Annotated in this window: 15 protein-coding genes; 11 read left to right on the plus strand and 4 right to left on the minus strand. The window is 73.1% G+C overall.

Going from position 1 to position 23946, the window contains the following annotated elements; all coding sequences use genetic code 11:
• Nucleotides 1–19: 19 nt before the first annotated feature.
• The 4 genes from AB0K18_RS33365 to AB0K18_RS33380 all read left to right on the plus strand — a co-directional run bounded on the left by AB0K18_RS33365 (nucleotide 20) and on the right by AB0K18_RS33380 (nucleotide 5647).
• A complete protein-coding gene (locus AB0K18_RS33365) occupies nucleotides 20–1627 on the plus strand; it encodes a serine/threonine-protein kinase (protein WP_364922364.1) in 1608 nt (535 codons plus the stop codon).
• Entirely contained in the window at nucleotides 1624–4398 is a 2775-nt protein-coding gene (locus AB0K18_RS33370) for a BTAD domain-containing putative transcriptional regulator (RefSeq protein WP_364922366.1), read from the plus strand. The genes AB0K18_RS33365 and AB0K18_RS33370 overlap by 4 nt, the downstream gene beginning before the upstream one ends.
• Nucleotides 4399–4473: 75 nt before the next feature.
• Entirely contained in the window at nucleotides 4474–5109 is a 636-nt protein-coding gene (locus AB0K18_RS33375) for a hypothetical protein (protein ID WP_364922368.1), read from the plus strand.
• Complete coding sequence (locus AB0K18_RS33380; RefSeq protein ID WP_364922370.1) at nucleotides 5093–5647, plus strand: OmpA family protein; 555 nt, start codon at nucleotides 5093–5095, stop codon at nucleotides 5645–5647. The genes AB0K18_RS33375 and AB0K18_RS33380 overlap by 17 nt, the downstream gene beginning before the upstream one ends.
• A gap of 199 nt (nucleotides 5648–5846) precedes the next feature.
• Here AB0K18_RS33380 and AB0K18_RS33385 read toward each other — a convergent pair whose 3' ends face one another.
• Together AB0K18_RS33385 and AB0K18_RS33390 are read right to left on the minus strand one after the other, a co-directional pair.
• Nucleotides 5847–6920 carry a trypsin-like peptidase domain-containing protein gene (locus AB0K18_RS33385; RefSeq protein ID WP_364922373.1) on the minus strand — a complete coding sequence of 358 codons (1074 nt, stop codon included), beginning with the start codon at nucleotides 6918–6920 and terminating at the stop codon, nucleotides 5847–5849.
• 20 nt (nucleotides 6921–6940) lie between these two features.
• Nucleotides 6941–8371 carry an AMP-binding protein gene (locus AB0K18_RS33390; RefSeq protein WP_364922376.1) on the minus strand — a complete coding sequence of 477 codons (1431 nt, stop codon included), beginning with the start codon at nucleotides 8369–8371 and terminating at the stop codon, nucleotides 6941–6943.
• 1580 nt (nucleotides 8372–9951) lie between these two features.
• Here AB0K18_RS33390 and AB0K18_RS33395 point away from each other — a divergent pair.
• Together AB0K18_RS33395 and AB0K18_RS33400 are read left to right on the plus strand one after the other, a co-directional pair.
• Nucleotides 9952–10734, plus strand: coding sequence for a hypothetical protein (locus AB0K18_RS33395; RefSeq protein ID WP_364922379.1), 783 nt, complete (start codon nucleotides 9952–9954; stop codon nucleotides 10732–10734).
• 68 nt (nucleotides 10735–10802) lie between these two features.
• Nucleotides 10803–12980 carry an acyl-CoA dehydrogenase gene (locus tag AB0K18_RS33400; protein WP_364922382.1) on the plus strand — a complete coding sequence of 726 codons (2178 nt, stop codon included), beginning with the start codon at nucleotides 10803–10805 and terminating at the stop codon, nucleotides 12978–12980.
• Between the two features lie 13 nt (nucleotides 12981–12993).
• On the opposite strand, the gene AB0K18_RS33405 is transcribed toward AB0K18_RS33400, so the two are convergent.
• The gene (locus AB0K18_RS33405; RefSeq protein ID WP_364922385.1) at nucleotides 12994–14808 is read right to left on the minus strand and encodes a hypothetical protein; all 1815 of its coding nucleotides are present in this window, start codon (nucleotides 14806–14808) and stop codon (nucleotides 12994–12996) included.
• Nucleotides 14809–14890: 82 nt separating this feature from the next.
• On the opposite strand from AB0K18_RS33405, the gene AB0K18_RS33410 reads away from it, so the two are divergent.
• From AB0K18_RS33410 to AB0K18_RS33430, 5 genes are all read left to right on the plus strand, one after another.
• On the plus strand, nucleotides 14891–16426 hold the full coding sequence (locus AB0K18_RS33410; RefSeq protein ID WP_364922388.1) for a hypothetical protein: 1536 nt from the start codon (nucleotides 14891–14893) through the stop codon (nucleotides 16424–16426).
• Nucleotides 16427–16547: 121 nt separating this feature from the next.
• The gene (locus AB0K18_RS33415) at nucleotides 16548–16682 is read left to right on the plus strand and encodes a hypothetical protein (protein ID WP_281394582.1); all 135 of its coding nucleotides are present in this window, start codon (nucleotides 16548–16550) and stop codon (nucleotides 16680–16682) included.
• Nucleotides 16683–16693: 11 nt separating this feature from the next.
• The gene (locus AB0K18_RS33420; RefSeq protein WP_364922391.1) at nucleotides 16694–17497 is read left to right on the plus strand and encodes a glycosyltransferase; all 804 of its coding nucleotides are present in this window, start codon (nucleotides 16694–16696) and stop codon (nucleotides 17495–17497) included.
• Nucleotides 17494–18663 (plus strand): glycosyltransferase family 4 protein, encoded by a 1170-nt coding sequence (locus AB0K18_RS33425; protein ID WP_364922394.1) that lies wholly within the window; start codon nucleotides 17494–17496, stop codon nucleotides 18661–18663. Before AB0K18_RS33420 ends, AB0K18_RS33425 begins: the two co-directional genes overlap by 4 nt.
• Nucleotides 18660–22814 (plus strand): alpha-(1->3)-arabinofuranosyltransferase family protein, encoded by a 4155-nt coding sequence (locus AB0K18_RS33430; protein ID WP_364922397.1) that lies wholly within the window; start codon nucleotides 18660–18662, stop codon nucleotides 22812–22814. The genes AB0K18_RS33425 and AB0K18_RS33430 overlap by 4 nt, the downstream gene beginning before the upstream one ends.
• Here the strand turns inward: AB0K18_RS33430 and AB0K18_RS33435 are convergent.
• Nucleotides 22741–23886 (minus strand): acyltransferase, encoded by a 1146-nt coding sequence (locus tag AB0K18_RS33435; RefSeq protein WP_364922400.1) that lies wholly within the window; start codon nucleotides 23884–23886, stop codon nucleotides 22741–22743. The genes AB0K18_RS33430 and AB0K18_RS33435 overlap by 74 nt on opposite strands.
• Nucleotides 23887–23946: the final 60 nt, after the last annotated feature.

Below are 23946 nucleotides of genomic sequence, written 5' to 3' on the forward strand. Positions count from 1 at the left end.
TCTGGCTAATGTGTCTGCGATGAACGACGACCGGGTCATAGGCGGGTACGCGCTGCGGCGCCTGCTCGGCCGGGGCGGCATGGGCGAGGTCCACCTCGCCACCACGCCGACCGGCGGCCTGGCCGCGGTCAAGCTCATCGACCCCGCGCTGGCCAGGGACCCGGCCTTCCGGCGGCGCTTCGAGCGCGAGGTGGCGGCGGCGCGGCGGGTGGCGCGGTTCTGCACCGCGCCCGTGCTGGACGCCGGCCTCGACGGCGACGTGGCCTACCTCGTCACCGAATACGTCAAAGGGCCCGACCTGGCGCGGGCCGTGCGCGAGCAGGGGCCGCTGTCCGGCGGGAACCTGGAGGCCCTGGCCGTCGGCATCGCGACCGCGCTGAGCGCCATCCACGGGGCCGGGGTCGTCCACCGTGACCTCAAGCCGGCCAACGTGCTGCTGTCGCCGCTCGGGCCCAAGGTGATCGACTTCGGCATCGCGCAGCTCGCCGGGCACGACAGCCTGGCCAGCCAGGCGATGCTCGGGACGCCCGCGTTCATGTCGCCCGAGCAGGTGCGCGGCGAGCCCCTGACGCCCGCCGCGGACGTGTTCGCGTGGGGCGGGGTGATCGTGTTCGCCGGTACGGGGCGGCTGCCGTTCGGCGGTGGGGCACCGGCCGAGGTGCTGTACCGGATCACGCAGGACGAGGTCCGGCTGGACGGGCTGGACGAGGGGATCCAGGGGGTGGTGCGGCGGGCCCTCGCCAAGGATCCCCGCGTGCGGCCATCCGCTCAGGAGCTGCTGGGTGATCTGGTCGGGGGGACGCGGCTGGCGGCCGCCACCGAGGTCGTGGAACGCACATGGACCGGCTCCGTCCCCATGCACCCGGCCACGGAGGCCGCTGGCGATGCCGCCGGCCGATGGGGTGGCGCAGAGCCGCTGAGCGCCGGGGATGGTGGCGCCGGAGGCTCTCCGGTCCTCAAGGCCGCTGCGCACTCTGGGCGGGCGCGGAGGCGGCGGTGGCCCTGGGTGGTGGCCGGTGGGGCGGTGGTTGCGGGCGTCGTTGCGGGTGTGACGTTGCCTGGGGTGCTTGCTGCGCCTCGGTGGCCGTACGAGGCGGGGTTCGAGGCTTGGGATACCGGGGTGTCCCAGGGTGGGAATGCTCGGCCGGCCGGGTCTGGTTATGAGTTGAGCGTCAAGCCTGGGTGGCGGTTGTGGAAGTCGGCGCCCGTGGCGGAGCCGCAGGAGGGTGTGGTCGTCAGCGCCACCGCCAGGCTTCGAAGTGGGGCCGGTGCGTATGGCGTGTGGTGTCATGGGTCGGCTCGGTCGGGTGATCGGTACGAGTTCGGGGTCGACGGCACGGGCAAGGTGTCGATCGTCAAGCGGCGTACGGGCACCGACGGCGTCACCCTTTATGGGCCCACTGCCGTGCCGAAGACGGCCGCTTACCGGGTCGTCGCCGAGTGCGGGGGTGGTGGTGACGCGGTCGGGCTGCGGCTCTGGGTGAACGAGCGGTTGGTCGCGCAGGTGTCCGACGGCGACTCCCCGTACGGGCCTGGCGAGGCGGGTGTGCATGCGGCGTCCGCGCCCGGCGAGACCGTACACGTGAGCTTCGAGTCGTTCGCCGCCAGGCCGGTGGCCGGCACGTGAGCGTGCGCTTCGGCCTGCTGGGGCCGCTGCGGATCGACGGCGGGCAGCCGCCCGGCCCGGCCAAGCACCGTACGCTGCTGGCCGCCCTGCTGCTGTCGGCGGGCGAGCAGGTGCCGGTCGAGCGGCTGCTGTCGGCGGTGTGGGACGACCGGCCGCCGGCTTCGGCGGAGTCGGTGCTCAGGGTGTACGTCAGCGCGTTGCGCAAGCTGGTGGCCGGGATCCGTACCGTGGCCGGTGGTTACCTGCTCGACGTCGAGCCGGACGACGTGGACTGTCACCGGTTCGAACGGCTGGTCGCCGAGGCGCGGCGGGCGCGGGCGGCGGGGCAGGTGGCGGGGGCGGCCGAGGTGTTCCGTACGGCGCTCGGGCTCTGGCGTGGGGAGGCGCTGGCCGGGGTGGAGTCGTCGGTGCTGCGCCGGGCGTACGGGGTGCCGCTGGAGGAGCTGCGGTTGACCGCCGTGGAGGAGCGCGTCGAGCTGGACCTGCTGCTCGGCAGGGGCGCCGAGGTGGTGGGTGAGTTGCGGGCGCTGACGGGTGCCCATCCGTTGCGGGAGCGGGCCTGGGTGCGGCTCATCGACGCGCTGCACCAGGCGGGGCGCCGGTCGGAGGCGCTGGGGGCGTACCAGGAGGCGCGGCGGACGCTCGTGGACGAGCTGGGGCTGGAGCCGGGCGACGAACTGGTGGCCGCCCACCAGCGCGTCCTCAACGGCGATCATCCGCCTGGCTACGGCGGTTTCCCCGCTGGCTACGGCGGTTTCCCCGGTGGTCAGGGTGGGTTTCCCGGTGGTCAGGGTGGGTTTCCCGGGGGATATATGGGCTTTCCTGTGGGTTTGGGTGGTGGGCGGGTGGATGAGGTGCCGCCGGATATTTCAGACTTTGCTGGGCGGCGGCAGGTGCTCGACTGGATTGCGCGGACAGCTGCCGAGAGCGCCGGCGCGCCCGTCCACCTTGTGCTGCACGGCCCGCCGGGGTGTGGGAAGTCGGCCGTGGCCGTGCATGCGGCCTCCGCGCTCGACCGGCCCGACGGCCGCCTGTACGCCGCGCTCGGTTCCCGCCCGCCCGGTGCGGTGCTGGAGGATCTGCTGCGTTCGCTCGGTTGCCCCGACGGCGCGGTGCCGCCGGGGCTGGACGACCGGGTACGCCTCTACCGCAGCACGACCGCCCGCCGCCGGCTGCTCGTCGTGCTGGACGACGCGGCCGACGAGGCCCAGGTGCGCCCCCTGCTGCCCACAGGGCCGGGCAGCATCACCCTGGTCACCAGCCGGTCGCCGCTGGCCGGGCTGGAGGCGGCGCGGGCGTACGAGCTGGGCCTGCTCGACGAGGACGAGGCCGTCGCGATGCTCGCCGGCGTGGCAGGGGCAGAGCGCGTACAGGCCGAGCCTGAGGCCGCGCTGAGCATCGTCAGGCTCTGCGGCCACCTGCCGCTCGCGCTGCGCATCGCCGGCTCCCGGCTGGCGAGGAGGCCGGGCTGGACACTCGACCACCTGGCGGGCCGGCTCGGCGACGAGCGGCGCAGGCTCGACGAGCTGAGCGCGGGCGACCTCGCCGTACGCGGCAGCCTCGCCCTGGGCTACCGCGGCCTGCCCGACCCCGAACGGCTGCTGCTGCGCCGCCTGGGCGCCCTGTCGGCGCGGGACTTCGCGCCCTGGGTGGCGGGCGCCGACCTGGAACCGCTGGTGGAGGCCGGGCTGCTGCAGTCGCGCGGGCTCGACGAGGCAGGCCAGGAGCGGTACGGCTGGCACGACCTCACCCGCCTGTACGCCGCCGAGCGCCTGGCCGAGGAGGACGGCGGTCCAGGCCCGGTGCTGGCCTCGCTGGCGGGCGAGATCCTGGAGCGCACCAGGCAGGCCAGGGCCGCGCTGCTCCCGGCGGAGCCGGGCACCGGCCGTACCGAGGTGCGGCCACCCGCCACCGGCCTGGAGACGGGCCGGCTGCGGCAGGAGGCGCGATGGCTGAGCGCCGAGCGGCGCTTCCTGGTGGCGACCGTGCACGACTTCTTCCAGTCCGGTCTGTACGAGGCCGCCTGGCGCCTGGCCTTCTACCTGACGCCGCTGTTCGCGCTGAACGCCCACCACGACGACTGGCACGCCACCACCGCCACCGGCCTCGACGCCGCCAGGGCCGCCGGGCATCGGGAGGGCGAGGCGCTGCTGCTGCGCGGCCTGGCCGACCTGCACAGGGCCGAGGGGCGTACGGAGGCGGCCGCGGCGGCGTTGCGGGCGGCCCAGCCGCTGGTCGAAGGGCTGGAGCTGGCCCGGGTCACGCTAAGGCTCGGCCTGGTGCACGCGGCGCGTCCCGGCGGGGGCGGCGAGGCGGAGCGGGCGTTCACCCGGGCGCTGCAGGTCTTCGAGGAGCACGGCGACCGGCGGGGACGGGCGGACACGTTGCGCGCGCTCGGCGCCCTGCGCGGGGACGAGGGGGCGCTGGGGGCGGGGCTGGCGGCGTACGAGGAGCTGGGTGATCCGCGCGGTGCGGCGGAGGCGCTGCTCGACCTGGGCAGGCTGCACCTGCGGGAGGGGCGGCTCGCGCGGGCGCGCGAGTGCGTGGAGCGGCGGCTGCGCGTCAACCGGCGGCTGGGCGACCGGTTGCCCGAGGCGGTGGCTCTGCTGGTGCTGGCCGAGGTGCTGACGGCGGCGGGCGACTTCGACGCGGCGGTTGAGACTGTTATGAGAGCTATGGCAGAGTTTGACGCTCTTGGCGATGGCCAGGGCAGGGCCGAGGCAGAACGGCTCGCACACGAGCTTCAGAAGCGGCGTGACCTGCGCATGTGACGCGACTATGCGAATACTGAACGCCGCCTCCCTAAGGTGAGGCCCACAACCCCCGACGACGAAGGTGACCACACGATGCGTAAGTTGTTCGCGCCGGCTGTCGCGGCTCTCGCGCTGGCGGGCTGCGGCATGATCCCCGGCCCGCCCGGCGCCGGTGGCGGCGAGGAGCGGCAGACGCAGACCGCCGCCCAGGAATCCGCCCAGCAGGCCCAGCCGACCCAGACGTCCACCCAGGCGCCGACCCAGACGTCGACCCAGACGTCGACCGGGTCAGCCCAGCAGGCGCCCGCCCAGGACACCACCGTGATCGCCACCCGCGAGGCCAAGACGGGCGCGGGCGACATGCACGGCGCCGCCCGGGTCGACATCACCTCCCTGCGCCGCCAGGGCAAGACCGTCAGCCTCACCTGGACGGTCACCGCGACCGACGGCAAGGTCAACCTGCACAACGGCATGGGCAGGGCGGCGCTCGACTTCACCGTCTCCAACGTCTCCCTCATCGATCCCGTCAACGCCAAGCGCTACCGGGTGGCGCGCAACGGGACGAGTGAGGACGCCGGGTGCGTGTGCTCGGGCACGCAGGGGCAGTTCCTGGAGTCGGGCGACGCCTCCACGCTGTACGCCGTCTTCGCCGCCCCGCCGCCCGACGTCACCAAAATCAACGTCGAGATGCCGATGATCGGCGTGCTCAGCGATGTTCCGATCTCTTAGCGTCGCGCTCGCCGTCACCCTGCTGCCCGCGCTGTCGCCGACGCCCCCGCCCAGCGTGCCCGCCGACGCCATCGGGGCCGTCGAGGACCTCGTGCTGCCCGTCGAGGACATCATCGGCGAGGTCGAGTCCATGGACGGCACCGAGAGCGAGACCACCCAAGGGCGCCAGGTGACCGTGGCGGTGACCAGCGACGTGCTGTTCGCGCTCGACAAGTGGCAGGTCACCGCCAAGGCGCGCGACCGGCTCGCCAAGGTGGCGCGCAAGGTCAGGACGGAGGGGGCCGGCGGGGTCGTCAAGATCGAGGGGCACACGGACGACCAGGGCGCCGACGCCTACAACCGTACGCTGTCGCTGCGCCGCGCCCAGTCGGTCGAGCGGGCCATGCGCGGGCTGCTCACCGACGCCGGCGTGACCCTCCAGGCGCAGGGGTACGGCGAGAGCCGCCCCAGACTGCCGAACCTGGTGGACGGCAAGCCGGTGGAGGCCAACCGCGCCAAGAACCGCCGCGTCGAGATCATCTTCACCGCCAAACAGTGACTCCCCGCGGACGTGAAGCGCTCGCGCATGGCGGAATCGAGGGCGGTGACCCCGCGAGGGCGCGCCCAGGGTTGGCAGCCCTGAGCCCCGGAAGGCGGTGGGCCGGGCCCCCAGGGCTGCCGTCTCGAGCGCCGTGGGCCGGGCCCCCAGGGCTGCTGTCTCGAGCGTCGTGGAGTGGTGGGCCGAGCCCTCTGGGCGCCTAGTCGGCTTGGAGTTGGCCGAGGGTGACGGTGACGGTTTCGTCGGTGCCGTCGGCGCGGATCAGGGTCACCTTGACGCGGGCGCCGGGCCGGAGGGTGGTGATGATCTCCGCCAGGGCGGCCATGGTGTTCGTGGGCTTGCCGTTGATCGAGGTGATCACGTCGCCGGGCCGGATGCCGGCCTTCTCGGCGCCGCCGCCGCGTTCGACGCTCGCCACCCCGACCCCGGCGGGCTGGCCGTCCGAGCCGATGACCGTGCTGCCGCGGATGCCCAGGGCGGCGCGGTGGCTGTTGGTGACCTTGCCGTTCTTGATGATCTGGCGGGCGATGTCGGTGGCCGTGTTGCTCGGGATGGCGAAGCCGATGCCGGGCGCGGCGCCGCCGCCCAGTTGCGGGTCGGTGGCGGCGAGGGTCGGGATGCCGATCACGCTGCCCGACAGGTCGACGAGCGCGCCGCCGCTGTTGCCGGGGTTGATGGCGGCGGAGGTCTGGATGGCGCCGGCGATGGTGGCGCCGGGGGAGCCCGGGTCCTGGGGTTCGGTGACCGTACGGCCGAGTGCGGAGACGATGCCGTTCGTCACGCTGCCGGACAGCCCGAGCGGGTTGCCCATGGCCAGCACGATCTGTCCGACCCGCACTTTGGACGAGTCGCCGAACTTCGCCGGCCGCAGCCCGTCCGCCTTGTCCACTTTGATCACCGCGAGGTCGCCCGCTGGGAACGACTTGACCAGCCGGGCCGACCGCGGCGCCCCGCCCGTGGCGATGGTGACGGTCATCTGCGTGGCCTGGCCGACGACGTGGGCGTTCGTGACGATGTGTCCGCTGTGGTCGAAAACGATGCCCGAGCCGAGCCCGACCTTCGTGTTGATCTGCACGATGGACGGCAGGACGTCGGCGATCACCTTCTCGTACGCCGCCTCCAGGCCCTGCGGCGAGACGGGACGGGACGTCGTCGGGGACGGCGACGTGGGCCTGGTCGCGGTGGGTGTGGCGGCGCCCGTCGTGGTCGGGGGAGGGCCGCAGCCTGTCAGCAGCACTGCGGCGGCGGCCAGTCCTGCGGCGATCTCCCTCATGGAAAGGTGAACTGCCCAGCTCACCCCGAAAGATACGCCTCCCTGACGTTTCTCCTGCTGAGCTTGCCGGTCGGGGTGCGGGGCAGCGACTCGCGGTACTCGATCACCCGGGGGTGTTTGAGCCTGGCCAGACGGGGCGCGCAGTGGCGCAGCAGCTCGGCCGTGAGCTCGTCCCCCGCGCTCACCCCGGCGGCCGGCTGCACCAGGGCCACCACCTTGTGCCCCCACTCCGGGTCGGGCACCCCGATCACCGCGACGTCGGCCACGGAGGGGTGTTCGAGCAGCGCCGCCTCGACCTCCGCCGGGTAGATGTTGACCCCGCCGGAGATGATCAGGTCGGTACGCCGGTCCAGCAGGAACAGGTAGCCGTCCTCGTCGAGGTAGCCGATGTCGCCCGGCGTGTACGCGCGTCCGCGCATCGTCGAGGCCGTCTTGCCGGGGTCGCCGTGGTACTCGAACCGGTTGATGCCGCCGATGTAGACCAGGCCGGGGGAGCCCGGCGGCTGCTCCTCGCCGTCCTCGCCGATGATCGTGAACGTCATCCCGTCCAGCGCCCTGCCCACCGTGCCCGGCCTGGCCAGCCACTCCTCCGACGACACCATGGTCGCCACCGCGGCCTCCGTGGAGCCGTAGTACTCCCACAGCACCGGGCCCAGCCAGTCGATCATCGCCTTCTTCGTGGCCGGCGGGCAGGGGGCGGCGCCGTGGTAGAGGTGGGTGAGGGATGACAGGTCGTACTTGTCCCTGTTCGGTACGTCCAGCATGCGGTGGAACATGGTGGGCACCATGAACGCGTTCGTCACCCGGTGCCGCTCGATCAGCTCCAGCGTGGCAGCGGCCTCGAACCGCTCCGGCGCCACGATCGCGTGCCCGAACTGCAGCGCCATCATCGCCTGGCCGTACGGGGCCGAGTGGTAGAGCTGCGAGCACACCAGGTGCACGCCGTCCATCGGGAGATCGAAGTGGCGCCAGCTCTTGCGCATGAGGATCGGGTACAGCTCCTCCGGCGTCAGGTCCAGCAGGCGGCGGCGGACGCCTTTGGGGCGGCCTGTCGTACCGGAGGTGTAGAGCATCATCGAGCCCGCCTTGCGGAGCGGCGGTGGCGTGGCGGGCTCGCCTTCGGTCAGCTCGGGCACCGTGAGCGCGTCCGGGGAGATCACCGCCTTGGCCTGGCAGTCGGCCACGATGTAGTCGATCTCCTCGGTGGTGAAGTGCCAGTTGACGGGGACGAGGTAGACGCCGATCTGGTACGTCGCCAGCATCATCGTCAGGGCGTCGAGCCCGTTCTTCAGCACGGTCACCACGCAGTCGCCCGGTCCGGCGCCGCGCGAGGTCAGGCCGTTGGAGGCGCGGTTGACCCGGTCCAGCAGCGCGCCGTAGGTCGTGCCCTGGTCGCCGAGGAGGGCGGGGCGTTCTGGGTCGTGGGCGGCGATCTCGTAGAAACCCCTCATGTTCGCTGACATTACAGAATTAGATTCTGCTGGGGGAATAGAGGAAATATCGTGCTCGTCGGTGACGTAACCTCATGGCCATGGCGGACGACGGCGAGCAGACACCTACGTATGACCCACCCACCACCCCGTTCCGCAAGATCGTCCTGCCCGCCGAGGAAACGGTAAAAATCCCCCTCCCAACCCCCGACACCAAGCCCTCCACCCCGGCCAAGGACCCCAAATCCCCCGCCAAGGACTCCGAGCCCCCGAAGGGTGCAACTCCGGGCAAGGACTCCGGGCAGACGAAGGGCGCGACTCCGGGCAAGGCTGCCGCCCCTGCGAAGGGTGCGGCACCGGGTAAGGGCACGGTGCCGGGCGAGACTGCCGCCCCGGCCAAGGGGGCCACGCCAGGTAAGGCGGGCGGGCCGGGTAAGGGTGGCGGGCCCGCTCAGGACACGGCCTCGGACAAGGCGCCCGCCTCGGGTGAGGGTGCGGTGCCGCGCAAGAGCGGTGGTACGGGCCCGGCCCAGAGCGCTCCGGCCGGTAAGGCTGCGGGCCCGAGCGGTGGACAACCAGCGGCCCCCCAACCAGGCGCCCCCTCAGGCAAGCCCGCCGCCCCCGCCAAGGGTGCGACGCCGGGCAAGAGCGCGGTCTCGGGCGGTGGCGCGGGGTCGGCTCAGGGTGCTGCGGCGGGTAAGGGTGCGGGCTCGGGTGGAGGACGGCCGAGCGGTCCCAAGCCGGGCACGACACCCGCCAAGGGCGCCGGCTCCGGGCAGAGCGCTGGGGCGGGCAAGGGGGCTGGTGGTTCTGCGTCGCAGGGTGTTGCGGCGGGGGCTGAGGCTGGGCAAGGAACTGCGGCTGAGGAGGAGTCGGGGCGGCGTGTGGCGCCGCGTTCGGCGCCATCGCAGGATCTTGGGCGGAAGGTTGCGCCCATCACCAAGCCCGATGCCAAGCCGGTGCAGGGTGTGCCGCCTTATGGGCCGCCTAGGCCGGGCTCGGGACCGAACCCCGTGCCGCCCGGTGTCGGACCGAACCCCGTGCCGCCCGGTGCCGGACCGAACGCGGTGCCGCCGGGTGTCGGGTCCAACCCCGTGCCGCCCGGTGGTGGACCGCACCCGGTGCCGCCAGGTGCCGGGTCCAACCCCGTGCCGCCGGGTGCTGGGTCGAATGTCGGGTCTGGGCCGCACGCGGGGCCACATGCGGGGCCGCCGCCGGGGCGTGGGCCCCAGCCAGGGGCTGATCCGGTTCCGCTGCCTGGGGTAGGGCCGCTGTCAGGGTCTCATCCGGGTCCGCCGCCGGGGGTGGGCCCCTATGCCGGGCCGGGGCCTCAGTCGGGGCCTCAGTCGGGGCCGAATCCTGGGCCGCCGCCTGGGGCTGGGCCGTATCCCGGGCCTCAGCCGCACTCGGGAGGCAATCCCGTCCCGCCGCACGGGGCGGCTCTGCACATCGGGCCAGGGCCGCATTCGGGGGCGAATCCTGTGCCGCCGCCGGGTCCTTACGCGGCGCCGATGCCGGGCTCAGGGCCCCGTCCTGTGCCGCCTGCCGGGCCGGGGGGCGCGGTCGCTGGTGGGCAGGAGCAGCAGTTCGGGCAGCCCGGGGTGCGGGCGTTGGTGGCGCCGCCGCCCAAGCGGCGCGGGCTCGGGGATATTCCGATCAAGGTGGTTTACCTGTTCGGGGCCATCCTGGCGACGGTTCTGGCTGTTCTGCTGGTGTTCGTGGTGTTCTCCGGGGATGTGCCCAACCGGGAGCAGGAGCAGGTCGTGCAGGTGGCGCCGGTGCCTACGACGCCGACGCCGTCCGCGTCGGCGAGCCCGACGGCGACCGAGACGCCGATCGTGTTGCCGCCCGTCCCGGCGAGCAAGAAGTACGCCGCGTTCTCCGGAACGGCGTCCGCGGTCACGGGGACGATCACCGACAAGAAGTCGGGCATCAGTTACCCGAGGCTGGCCGCGCCGTGGACGGCGAAGTCGTTCTCGCCGTTCTCGATCGCCCAGCGCATCGGCAAGGTCGCGGTGCCGCACACGGTGGTCGCCTCGGCGATGCTCCCGGGCGACGCGCCGGAGAAGAAGCCGTCGTCGAACGCCGACTACCGGGCGATCGCGACGCAGGCGGCCCGCTGGACGATCCGCACCCAGTATCCGAAGGGCGCGACGCTGGACGAGTGGACGGCGTCGAAGAAGGTCCCGGTGGGCAAGGGCTGGACCTTGGGCTACAAGGTGACGTTCACCTCGGGCGGTAAGAAGCAGGTGGCGCAGGCGATGGTGACGGTGATCGAGGTGGGCAAGACGAAGCCGGCGATGCTGATGGCGTCGATCCCGGAGGCGAACAAGGCCCGATGGCGCGATCTGAACACGCTCGCGGAGCAGGTTCGTCCACTCTGACCGAGAGGCAGAAGCATCCTCTAGAATATGGTTCTGGGCATGACTCGGACCTGGCTGGAGGATGAGTAATGGCGATCGGTTTGAGCGAGGAGCACGAGGCGCTCCGCGAGTCGGTGAGCGGCTGGGCCGAGCGGAACATCCCCTCGGAGCTGCTGCGCGCGGGCACCGAGGGGCGTCCGCCGTTCTGGGCGGGCCTCGCCGAGCAGGGGCTGCTCGGCCTGCACGTGCCCGAGGAGCACGGCGGCTCCGGCTACGGCCTGCTGGAGGCGGCCGTCGCGATCGAGGCGCTGGCCGAGCGGATGGCGCCGGGCCCGTACGTCCCGACCGTGCTGGCCAGCGCGGTCATCGGCGCGTCGAAGCGCCCCGAGCACCTGGAGCAGTACGCCGACGGCACCCTGACCGCCGCCGTCGCGCTGACCGGCAGCCTGACCGGCACGCGCACGGAGGACGGCTCGCTGGTCGTCTCCGGCACCGCCGAGCCCGTGCTGGGCGGCTCGCTGGCCGACTCGCTCGTGCTGCCCGTCACCACCGACGACGGCGAGGAGTGGGTGCTGGTCGAGGCCGCGTCGGCCACCGTCACCGAGCTGAAGTCGCTCGACCTCACCAGGCCGGTCGCCAAGGTCGAGCTGGACGGCGTCAGGGTGCCCGCGTCGGGCATCCTGGGCGGCGTGCAGCGCGCCGACGTGCGCGGCATCGCGGCGATCCTGCTGGGGGCCGAGGCGGCGGGCCTCGCGTCGTGGTGCGTGACGGCCGCCTCCGAGTACGCCAAGGTGCGCGTCCAGTTCGGCCGCCCGATCGGCCAGTTCCAGGGCATCAAGCACAAGCTGTCGCGCATGCTGGTCGCGCTGGAGCAGGCCCGCGCCACGGTCTGGGACGCCACCCGCGCCGAGGGCAAGGAGCTGGAGTTCGCCGCCGCCGTCGCCGGGGTGATGGCCCCCGACGCGGCCGTGCAGTGCGCGAAGGACGCCGTCCAGACGTTCGGCGGCATCGGCTACACCTTCGAGCACGACGTGCACCTCTACTACCGCCGCGCGCTCACCCTGCGCGCGCTGCTCGGCTCGTCGGCCGAGTGGGCGGGCACGGTGGCGGAGCTGGCGCTGGCGGGCGTGGCGCGGGAGATGGAGATCGACCTGCCGGAGGGCGCGGAGGAGCTGCGCGAGTCGATCCGGGCCGAGATCGCGGAGATCGCCGGACTGGAGGGCAAGGAGCAGAAGCGGGCGCTGGCCGAGCGCGGCTTCGTGATGTCGCACCTGCCGAAGCCGTGGGGCCGCGGCGCCAAGCCGCTGGAGCAGGTGCTGCTCGCGCAGGAGCTCAAGGCCGCCAAGGTACGCCTGCCCAACATGATCATCGGTGCCTGGGTGGTGCCGTCCGTCGTCGCGTACGGGACGCCTGAGCAGCAGCAGCGCTTCCTGCCCAAGACGCTCAGCGGTGAGATGATCTGGTGCCAGCTCTTCTCCGAGCCGGGCGCGGGCTCCGACCTGGCCTCGCTGCAGATGAAGGCGGAGAAGGTCGAGGGCGGCTGGAAGCTCAACGGCCAGAAGATCTGGACCTCGGTCGCGCATGTGGCCGAGTGGGGCATCTGCATCGCCCGCAACTCCAGCGAGGGCTCCAAGCACGAGGGCATCACGTACTTCCTGGTGGACATGAAGGCGCCGGGCGTGACGGTCAGGCCGCTGACGGAGATGACCGGCGAGAACCTGTTCAACGAGGTGTTCCTCGACGACGTGTTCGTGCCGGACGACCTGGTCGTCGGCGAGGTGGGCCAGGGCTGGAAGGTGGCGCGCAACACGCTGTCCAACGAGCGCGTGTCGCTGTCGTCCGGCTCGGGCGGCACGGGCGCGTCGGTGCCCGACCTGCTGGGCCTGGCCGGGCGGCTGGGCAGGGAGCTGACGCCGGCCGAGAAGCAGCGGGTGGCCGAGGTGGTCTGCGAGGGCCACTCGATCAACGCGCTGTCGCTGCGGGTGACGCTCAAGCAGCTGGCCGGCGGCGAGCCGGGCGCGGACGCCTCCGTACGGAAGCTGCTGTCCACCTCGCACGCGCAGCACGTGTCGGAGACGGCGGTGGAGCTGCTCGGGACGTCCGCCGTGGTCGCCGCGGACATGAAGCTGGGCGACGCCGGCTATTGGAACAGGGCGGTGCTCGCGACCCGCGCCATGACGATCTACGGCGGCACCACGGAGGTGCAGCTCAACATCATCGGCGAGCGCATGCTTGGCCTGCCGAGGGACCCCGAGCCGGGCAAGTAGAACCAGCGCCCGGTCATCCCAGGGGGATGGCCGGGCCGTCCTCGTCGGGGGCAGGGCGGCCGATCCTGAGTTCGCCGACGCAGGCGTCAGGGCCGAGCGCGCGCAGGAACAGGTCGGCTCCCTGGCCGTGGACCTGGGCGTACGTCGTTCCGAGGTCCTTGCCGGCGGCGGCCTGCGCGTGGCCCGGGCCGCCGAGCCGGACCGCGAGGGTGGTCGGTGCGGCGTTCAGGTAGGAGATCTGGGCGGTGTGGACGCCGCCGGGCAGTGGCGCGGGCAGCCGGAAGCGCACCTCATCGGCCCCGACCGGTACGCACGTGCGCTGCGGCACCCGCAGCCCGCGCACGGTGACCGGCCGCAGCCGACCGCGCGCGTCGAAGGTCAGCGGCTCGCGCAGCGGCCCGTTCAGCTCGTCGACCCAGGCCACCGGCCACGGGCGCGGCACGCCGAGGAGCTTGGAGTGCCGGGCGTACTCGTGGAAGAAGACGGGCGCGGCGACCTGGGGCGGCACGTACGTGTCCAGCACCACCGTCCCCGAGGGCACCTGGGACAGCGCCCGCTCGGCCGTCCGCACGTAGTCGCGCACGGTCCGGCCGAGCGGCCGGTCGGCGTACGCGGCGACGGACCAGACCGAGCCGGCGGCGACGACGGCGGCCAGCGGCACCCAGCCGAGCCGCCATCGAGGCAGGGGCCGTGACCAGGGACGTTCCTCGCCGTCGAGCGGAATGAAGGCCAGCCCGGCGGCGAGCGCCACGACGGTGGCGGTGGCGGCGAGGTAGCGCAGCTCGTGGCCGAGCACGCCGGGCCCGAGCACCTCGATCCTGCCGAGCAACACCGGCACCACGTCGGCCAGCAGGAAGTAGAGGAGCAGCGTCAGCCAGGCGGCCCAGGCCCCCCGCCGATGCCGCAGCGACACCAGCACGACGACGACTGCGACCGCCAGCCCGGCCCAGACGAGCGGCTCCGGCGTGGCCGCCATCGCGTAGTCGTCGCCGATCGGCCGCCACTGCCAGGGCCCGCCCAGCGCCGACGGCACCAGCGCGCGGACACCGAGCAGCCACGCGAACTCGGCCGCCGTCCCCACATCGGGCAACTCGGGGGTCTGGGTGGCGTCGTTGAGCTGCACGGAGCCGTAGAGCCCGGTGAAGAAGACGGCCGCGTACGCGGAGAGGATCACCGCGTACGGCACCCAGGCCCGCCACAGCCGCCACCACCCGCGCGGCGCCAGCCAGAAGACGGTCACCACCAGCATCAGCACGGGGATGAACGCGGCCTTGACGAAGAACAGCAGCCCGAACACCGTCCACGCGCACGCCGCCACCAGATGCCGGGCACGCCCATGACGCACGTAGAGCACGTGGGAGGCCAGCGCCATCGGCAGCGCGAGCTGCAGCGGCAGCGTCTCCAGCACGGCCGCCCACCACGACAGCGACGGCACGGTCATCGGTGTGATCAGGTAGAGCCCGAGCGGCACGAGGATCGCCGGCCGCGGACCGAACAGCACCCACAGCAGCCGCAGCATCGCCAGGCTCGCCCCGGCCTGCAGCGTCATCGTGGTGGCGTGGGCGATCAGCTCGTTGTAGCCGCCGAGCCTGGCCATCGCCCACGAGATGCCGAAGCCGCCGGGCAGCAGGTGGCCGACGTCCACCCACATCAGGTAGTCCCAGGTGAGGCCGCTCTCCTGGCCGCGCATGATGTAGTGGAAGTCGTCCTGGCGGAAGAACGTCCGCCTGACCAGCTCGTACTTCCACACGAGCTGCACGGCGACCATCACCAGGCCGGCGGTCAGCACGGCGTCGCGCTCGCGCAACCGCTGCCACATGGTCGTCATCCCCGTCCTCCCCCGGGCGCAGCGTAATCACGGGACCGGCCGCGAAGGAATGATCGTGTCCCGGTTGTGATGTCATAGCGGGATGTCTCACCCCGCCCGTGCCGGGCTCGCCGCCGCCCTGCTCGGGCTGGTGCTCGGCTGCGTGGCGCTCGGCCCGGCGCTGGGCTGGGGGTTCGTGCTGGTCCAGGACATGGTGTTCGTGCCTGAGCCGGAGTTCTCGCGCTTCACGTTCGGGCTGGCGGGCGGGGCGGCGCGGGTGGTGCCCAGCGACGCCGTGGTGACCGCGCTGGCGCAGGTGCTGCCGGCCGAGCTGGTGCAGAAGGCGATCCTGCTGGGGATCTTCGTGCTCGGCTGCTCGGGGACGGCGCTGCTGGTGCCGTCGGACTCGCTCGGGCCGCGCCTGGTGGCGGGGGCCTTCTACGTGTGGAACCCGTACGTCGCCGAGCGGCTGCTCATCGGGCAGTGGGCGCTGCTACTCGGGTACGCCGGGCTGCCCTGGGTGGTGCGGGCCGTGTGGTCGGGGCGGCGGCTCGCCCTGGCGATGCTGCCCGCGGCCGTGGGCGGGTTCGCGGCGATGACGGTGACCGCGATCACCGCGCTGCCCGCCGCCGTGCCGCGCCCGCGAGTGGTCGCCAAGGTGGCCGTGGTGCTGGCGCTGTTCAGCCTGCCGTGGCTGGTGGTGACGGCGCTGCGGCCGTACGGGATCGAGGGTGACCCGGTGGGGGTCGCGGCGTTCGCGGCCAGGGCGGACACGCCGTTCGGCGCGGTGGGCAGCCTGCTGTCGCTGGGCGGGATCTGGAACGCGTACGCGGTGCCGCCCGGCTACGAGAGCGTCGTCGGCGCGGTGGCCAGGCTGGTGCTGACGCTGGCGGGGGTGGCCGCGTTCCTGCGCAGCCGGTTGCCGCACAAGTGGGGGCCGGCCGGGGCCGCCGCCGTCGGGCTGGCGGTGGCGTCCGTGGGGGTGAGCGGGCCAGGGCGGGCGGCGTTCGAGTGGCTGATCGGCGTGTGGGGCGGGTTCGGGGTGTTCAGGGACGCCCAGCAGTACGTGGCGCCGCTGGCCCTCGTCGCGGCGCTCGGGCTGGGGCTGCTGGCCGAGCACGTGGCGGGCCGCAAGGCGTGGGTGGGCGCGCTGGTGCTGGTGCCGGTCGCGGTGCTGCCGACCCTCGCGTGGGGCGCGCTCGGGCGGCTGGACGCCGTGCGCTACCCCGACGGCTGGACGGCCGCGCGCGAGGTGATCAGGCGGGACCCGGAGCCGGGCGAGGTGCTGGTGCTGCCGTTCGAGTCGTACCGGCGCTTCCCGTGGAACGGGCACCGGGCGGTGCTCGACCCGGCCCAGCGCTTCTTCGCGGTGGCGGGGCGGCGGGTGGTGACCAACGACGCCGTACGGGTCGGCGACCTGGTCGTCGGCAGCGAGGACCCCCGCGCCCAGGAGGTAGAACGCGTACTAGTAGGACCTTCGCCGGACCTCCGCGCGGCAGGATTTCGCTACGTGATAGTCGACGCGGGGACAGTTGCGGAACGCCATCGTTTCAACCAGTGGCTACGGAGCGCGAAGGTCCTGGTCGATACCGGTGACCTGCGCTTGTATCGGTTCGACGGCCAGGTGGCGGCCCGCTGACCTCGATCGGTACCCTCGTCAACGGCTTTGTTAGAGTTTCGCCTAGCTACTTCCCAGTAGCAAGAATTGGTTCTAAGTTTGGGGACGCCCGCACCACCCGCCCGCTTCAGGAGGAACCCCCGTGATCAAGATCCTCTTAGCAGCGATCATCGGCGTCGCCGTGGCGGCACTCGTGGCCACGGTCACCACGGTCTCCTTCACCGGCGCCACGGCCACGCCGGTCAACCAGCCGCTCTACAACTACGGCGACCGGTAACCCCAAGCGCCATGGCACCCTCTCCGCTTGGGGGCGAGGGGGCGAGCCGGCGACCACTGCTCGAGATCGTCATTCCCGCGTACAACGAGGAAGGACGACTACCCGGGGGGCTCCTGCAGCTGTGCGCGAAGCTTGCCCGCATGCCGTTCCCCACCTCCGTCATCGTCGTGGACAACGCCAGCACCGACCGTACGGCCGAGATCGTCTCGGGCTGGCCGCGCGGGCCCGTTCCCGTCCGGCTCGTCCGGTGCGCGACCCCCGGTAAGGGCGCCGCCGTCCGCGCCGGGCTGCTCGGCACCACCGCGCCCTTCGTCGGCTTCTGCGACGCCGACATGGCCACCGACCTCGACGCCATCGACCACGCGTTCGGGCTGCTGCTGTCCGGCGAGCGCGTGGTGATCGGCTCGCGGGCGCACCGCGACTCGCGCGTGGAGAACCGGCACAGCCGGATCCGCGAGCTGGGCGCGTACGGCTTCCGCGCGCTGGCCGGCGCGCTCGTCCGCGGCGTCAGCGACACCCAGTGCGGCTTCAAGTTCTTCGACGGCGTGCTCGCCCGCGAGACCGCCGAGCTGCTGCGCACGCCCGGCTTCGCCTTCGACGTCGAGCTGCTCGCGCGCTGCGTCGAGGCGGGCGGCCGGGTCTGCGAGATCCCCGTGCGCTGGCGGGACATGCCGGGGTCCCGGTTCTCGCCGGCCAAGCACACCTTCGGCATCGTGCTGGAGCTGGGCCGGATCTGGCTGCGGCTGCGCACGAAACCCGGCTCCGCTGCCAGGCCGGCGTGGGAGCCGCCGCTCGACCCCGTCGGATATCCGTGAAGATCGCCGTCGTCAACTGGCGTGACCCCTGGCATCCCCAGGCGGGTGGCGCCGAGACCTTCGCCTGGGAGTCGGCCCGCCGTTTCGCGCGGGCCGGCCATCAGGTGTGGTACGTCACCGCGCGCGCTCCCGGGCAGCGCCGCCGCGAGCGGGTGGAAGGCGTCGCTTTTGTGCGGATGGGCGGGGTCTTCACCGTCTATCCGCTGGTGCTGGCCTGGCTGCTGCTGCGCGGGGGGCGCTTCGACGCGGTGCTCGACTGCCAGAACGGCATCCCGTTCTTCACCCCCTGGGTGGTGCGGCGGCGGACGCGGGTGGTGTGCGTGGTGCACCACGTGCACGACCGGCAGTTCGGGGTGCACATGCCCGGGTGGCTGGCGGCGTTCGGGCGGTTCCTGGAGGGGCCGGTGTCGCGGTGGAGCTACCGGCGGCACGCGAGCGTCGCCGTCTCGCCGTCCACCGCGCTCGCCATGCGCGAGCGGCTCGGGTGGCGCGGGCCGGTGCACGTCATCCCGAACGGGGTCGGTGTCGCTCGACCTGGGCCTGTCGCGAAGAGCCCTGAGCCGCGGGTGGTCTGCCTCGGGCGGCTGGTCGCGCACAAGCGGGTGCACCTGCTGCTGGACGCCGTCGCCGAGTTGCGCTCGTATCGGCCCGGTCTGGTCGTGGACGTCATCGGCAGAGGCCCTGAGGAGGACGCCCTGCGGGCCCGGCTGCCCGAAGGCGTCACGCTGCACGGCTACCTGCCCGAGGACGACAAGGCGCGGCTGGTCGCGCGGGCGTGGCTGCACGTCAGCGCCTCCCAGGGGGAGGGCTGGGGGCTGAGCGTGCTGGAGGCCGCCGCGCTGGGCGTGCCGACCGTGGCGTTCGACGTGGACGGGCTGCGCGATGCCATACGGCCTGGTGAGACCGGGTGGCTGTTGCCTGAGGGGACCGGGCTGGCCAAGGGGATCGCCGCCGCACTCGACGAGCTGGACCACACTTATACCGTGAAATGTCGGGAATGGGCCGATCGCTTCTCCTGGGACCGCACCGCCGACCGCCTCACCGCCCTCCTGCGCGGCGACGACCCCGGCGCAGACCCCGCCTTCGGCGGCCTGAGCGGCAGCTCCAGCGGCGGCCCGCGCGAGGGGCGTGGTGGCGTTCGTGGCGGCGGCCGGGAGTGGCCATGACCCCAGCCGCCAGGCCGCCCGCGACCGGGCGGATCAGGACGCTGCTGCCCACCCGGCTGCCCACCGACAAGCTGGTGGCCGGGCGGCGGACCGGGGCGGGGCGGCCGGTCGGAGAGGCCGCGCGCCGCCGCCTGTGGCTGCTGCTGTGCTGCTTCGGCTTCGGCCTGCTCGCCTTCACCACCCGGCCGGGCCACCTCATCTCCGACACCAAGATGGACCTCGCGCTCAACCCGGTCGGCTGGCTGGAGCGCGCCGCCCACCTGTGGGACCTGCAGCACTTCGGCCAGCTCCAGAACCAGGTGGCCGGCTACATCTTCCCGATGGGGCCGTTCTTCGCGCTGGGCGAGCTGGGCGGCGTCGAGCCGTGGGTGACGCAGCGGCTCTGGCTGACGCTGCTCATGTGCGTGGCCTTCCTCGGCGTGGAGCGGCTGGCGGGGCGGCTCGGCATCGGCTCGCCGGGCACCAGGATCGCGGGGGCGCTGGCGTACGCGCTGGCTCCGCGCACGCTGTCGATCATCGGCGAGATCTCCGTCGAGTGGCTGCCCGCCGCGATGCTGCCGTGGATCCTGCTGCCGCTGCTCACCGCGTCGGAGACCGGCCAGCGGGCGCGCGGCGCCATCAGGTCGGCGCTGGCGGTGGCGCTGTGCGGCGGCGTCAACGCGGTCGCGGTGCTGGCCGTGCTGGTCGCGCCCGTGCTCTACATCCTCACCAGGCCGCGTCCCGTGCCGCGCTGGCGGCTGCTCGGCTGGTGGTCGGGCGCGGTGGCGGTGGCCACCCTGTTCTGGTCGCTGCCGCTGCTGCTGGTCGGCCGGTACGCGTTCTCGTTCCTGCCGTACACCGAGACCGCGGGGACCACGACGGCCGTCACCTCGCTCACGAACGTGCTGCGCGGCGCCTCCGACTGGGTGCGCTACCTGCCGCTCAACGGCGTGCTGGAGCAGCCGCCGGGGTTCAGGATCGCGACCGCGGCCTCGATGGTCGTCGTCACGGGCGTGATCGCGGCGCTCGGGCTCGCCGGGCTGACCCGCCGCGACCTGCCGGCCAGGGGGTTCCTGGTGGCGGTGTTCGTGGTGGGCGTGGTGGCACTGGTCGCCGGGCACGCGGGCGCGCTGGAGCCGGTCACCGCCGAGCCGGTGCGCTGGCTGCTCGACGGGCCCCTCGCGCCGCTGCGCAACCTGCGCAAGTTCGACCCGCTGGTCCGGCTGGCGCTCGCCCTCGGCCTGGCGCACCTGCTGGTCACGGCCAGGATGCCGGTCCGTACGGTGGCCGTAGCCGCCTGCGCCGCGCTCGTCGTGCCCGTCTTCAACCAGGGCCTGGCCGCTCCCGGCGACTTCGAGGACGTGCCCGCCCACTGGCGCGAGGCCGCCGCCTGGCTGGACGCCAACGCGGGCGACGACGGCGTGCTGCTCGTGCCGGGCGCCAAGTTCGGCGAGTACGTCTGGGGCCGCCCGATGGACGAGCCGCTCCAGGCCCTGACCACGGCCCGCTGGACCACCAGGAAGATCGAGCCGCCCGGCTCGGTGGGCCTGACCCGGCTGCTCGACGCCATCGACCAGCGTCTGACCTCCGGGCACGGCTCGGCCGGCGTGACCGCCGTGCTGCGCCGGCTCGGCGTGCGCCACCTGCTCGTCAGGAACGACCTCATCCGCCAGAACCTCCAGGGCGCCTGGCCGTCGCGCGTCTACGAGGCGCTGCGCGAGTCGCCGGGCATCACGAAGGTGCGCTCGTTCGGCGAGCCGGTCGGCGACAGGGAGACCGACGACGCGGTCAACGCGCTCGACCCCGCCTTCCCCGCGCTCGACCTGTACGAGGTGTCGGACGCCGCCGAGCTGGTCACCGTCCGCCCGGCGGCCGACGCGCTGGCCGTGCGCGGCGGGCCCGACTCACTGCTCGCGATGGGCGACCTCGGCCTGCTGGGCGACGAGCCGGTGCTGGTCAACGGCGACGCGGGCACCCGCGAGGCGCCCTCCGTGGTCAGCGACGCGCTGCGGCTGCGCGAGCGCTCGTTCGGCGAGTTGCGGACGAACTGGTCACCGACCCTCACGGCCGACAAGAAACGCGACTTCGACGGGGTCAGGGCGCTGGACCTGCTGGAGAAGGGCTGGCTCGACGAGGCCGCGGTCGCCGAGTACGACGGCATCGCCGGCATCAGCGCCTCCTCCTCGGTCGCGGACCCGTACGCGCCGGCCGGGATCAGCAGCGCGGGACGCGGGCCGTACGCGGCCATGGACGGCAACACGAAGACCGGCTGGGAGACCGACGGCACCAAGGCGCCGCAGGGCGAGTGGCTGCGGGTGGACCTGCGGGGACGGATGCGCATCCCGTACGTGAACGTCATGTTCGCGCCCGACCTGCTGCTCGGCCAGGCCGTCTCACGTGTGGCGGTGGAGACCGAGTCGGGCGGCCTGGTGCAGGACGTCGCCCGTACGACGGACCCGCAGCGGCTGCGCGTGCCGGACGGGCCGACGAGCTGGGTGCGGCTCAAGGTGGCCGGCACGGCGTCGGAGACGTGGACGTACGGCCAGCGCATCGGCGTGGTCGAGCTGTCGATCCCCGGCGTCACGGCGGGCCGCACGATCCGGCTGCCCGGCCAGGGCGGCGACGCGTACGTCATGGACCGCGGCCTCGACGCGCGGCCCGCCTGCATGCGCAACCCGCAGCGCTGGGTCTGCAACGAGGTCGCGCTGGCCGAGCAGAGCGAGGAGACCGGTTTCGACCGGACCTTCCGCGCCGATGCCGCTTCGAGCGTGACCGTGCGCGGAACGGCGGTCCTGCGGGACTCCGAGCTGATCGACCGCTACACCCGCATCCGTGCGGACCTGACCACCGTGACCGGCTCGTCCCAGCTCAGCGACGACGCCGTGGTCGCGCCCAGGTCGGCGTTCGACGCCGACGACAGCACGACGTGGATCCCCGACGCCGACGACAAGGAGCCGACGCTCACCGTGGCGTGGAAGGGCAGGAAGACGATCTCCCGCGTCCAGATCGGCCGCCCCGGTGGCGACCAGGCGCCGCTCGACGTGATCGTGACCGGCGACGGCGGGGCCGTGCGCGGCGGGCGGGTGGACGAGCACGGCATCCTGACGTTCAAGGCGATGAAGACGAGCCGGCTCAAGCTCCGCTTCACCCCTTTCTCCCAGCGGCTGCAGGTGACCGAGCTGGTCATTCCCGGCGTGGACCCGGTGGGGCGGCCCGCCGACGTGCCGCTGCGGCTGGCGTGCGGCTTCGGCCCGACCATCGAGGTGAACGGCCGCAGCGTCCCCACCCGGGTCACCGGCACCCACGCCGACCTGCTCGAACAGCGGCCGGTGCGGATCACGGGCTGCGCGAGGGCGCCGCTCGCCGCCGGGGACAACCGGGTGCGGGTGGCGGGCTGGGACCCGTACGCGATCGACGCGCTGGTGGTCGGGGCGCTGCCCGAGCGGCCCGCCGGCGTGGAGGGCTCGGCGGTGCCGAGCACGTGGACGCCGTCGCAGCGCGAGGTCGCCGTCAGCGCGCCCAAGGACTCCTTCCTCGTCGTCAACGAGAACTTCAACGCCGGCTGGCGAGCCAGTATCGGCGGAGAGACGCTCAAACCGGTCAGGATCGACGGCTGGAAGCAGGCGTGGGAGCTGCCCGCCGGCACCTCGGGCACCGTACGGCTCGACTACCTGCCCGACCGGCTCTACCGGCTCGCGCTGCTGCTGGGGCTGGCCGGGATCGCGCTGCTCGCCCTCGCCGCCCTCGTGCTGCTAGGGCCGCGGCCCGAGCACGTACGCGAGACCGCCCCCGCATCGGCCGCCCGGCTGTCGCGGCCGCGGGCGCCGCTCGTGGTGGTGGCGGCGCTGGCGTTCGGCGGCTGGACGGCGAGCTGGCCCGGCATGCTGGCGGTGCTCGGCGCGGTGCTGGTGACCCTGCTGCTGCGGGCCAGGCGGTGGCCCGCGCACTGGGCGGCGGCCGGCGCGTTCTGCGTGGCGGCGCTGTCCCTGGCCGCCGGCATGACGCTGCGGGACTACGGGATCGACGTGGAGGTGCTGCTGGACCACGTGCCGCAGCTCGCGTCATGCGCGGCGGTCGGCGTGCTGTTCGGCCAGCTCGTCACGGAGCCGGCGCGGCCGGCAGCGCCGCGCGAGCTGCGGGCGGCGAGGCAGGTGCTGACCGGTGTCGGCTGAGCTTGAGCGCGGCCACCTCGATCAGGTGGTAGCTGCCGACGCTGAGCAGCATCGTCACGATGAACGAGATCACCGCGACGCTGGTGAAGTCGGCCTGGAACGGCTGCGCGCCGGTCAGCTCGAGCTGCAGCGTGATCACCGGCGCGTGCCAGAGGAAGAAGCTGTAGGAGATGCGGCCGAGGTAGCTCGCGACGGGGTTGCCGAGCACCCGGTTGCGCAGCGAGCCGGGTCTGGAGGCCAGCGCGAACGGCGCCACCAGCAGCACCGCGACCGCCGTCTCCAGGCTGAGCCGCCACAGCGACTGCCCCAGGGTGGGCAGCACGAGCGTGCGCGGGCCGGCCAGGTCGGTGCTGAGCAGCGCGTACAGCAGGCCGGCCAGCACCAGCAGCTGCGGGGCCAGCGAGTCGATCACGCGGCTGTGCCCGATCCACACCGACAGCACCGCCATCGCCATGCCGCAGCCGAAGAACACCAGGTGGTACGGCAGCAGCAGGGCCAGGTCGGGCTGCCCGGACAGCCGGGCGACGACCACGGTGACCACCGAGACCAGCGGCAGCACCGCGATGCCGGCGAGCAGCCGCACCGGACGGTTGCCGCCGCGCGCCCACCGGTGCAGCGCCCAGCCCAGCACAGGGAGCAGCACGTAGAAGGACATCTCGATGGGCAGCGTCCACATCTGGTAGAGGCCGTCGGGCGTCGGGTCGGCGGGGAAGAAGTTCTGCGCGAGCAGCATCCACTTCAGCCAGCCGGTCCAGTCGTACGACGCCCACGCCCACAGGGCGAGCGCGCTCACCAGCCAGTAGACGGGCATGACGCGCAGCACCCGGCGCCACAGGTAGCCGAGCGGCCGGGGCCGTGGCGTATCCTCGATCACCGCGCGCGCCCACGGGCGGTAGAGGAGCAGGCCCGACAGGAGGAAGAAGATGGGGACCGCGATGCCCAGGCGGCTCATCAGCCAGTGGAGCATGCCGTCGCGGTACATCACGCCGGTGTTGCTTCCGACGTGCAGCAGCCAGACGCCGAGCGCGGCCACCGCGCGGATGCCGTCGAGTGCCGCGTCCCTGCCCTTCATCGCCGCTCCCCTGTCATGTCACCGATTGCGGCAACCACGATAGAACCTGTTTCTATCGAT

This window comes from Nonomuraea sp. NPDC049421, from assembly GCF_040677005.1.
Classification (GTDB): domain Bacteria; phylum Actinomycetota; class Actinomycetes; order Streptosporangiales; family Streptosporangiaceae; genus Nonomuraea; species Nonomuraea salmonea.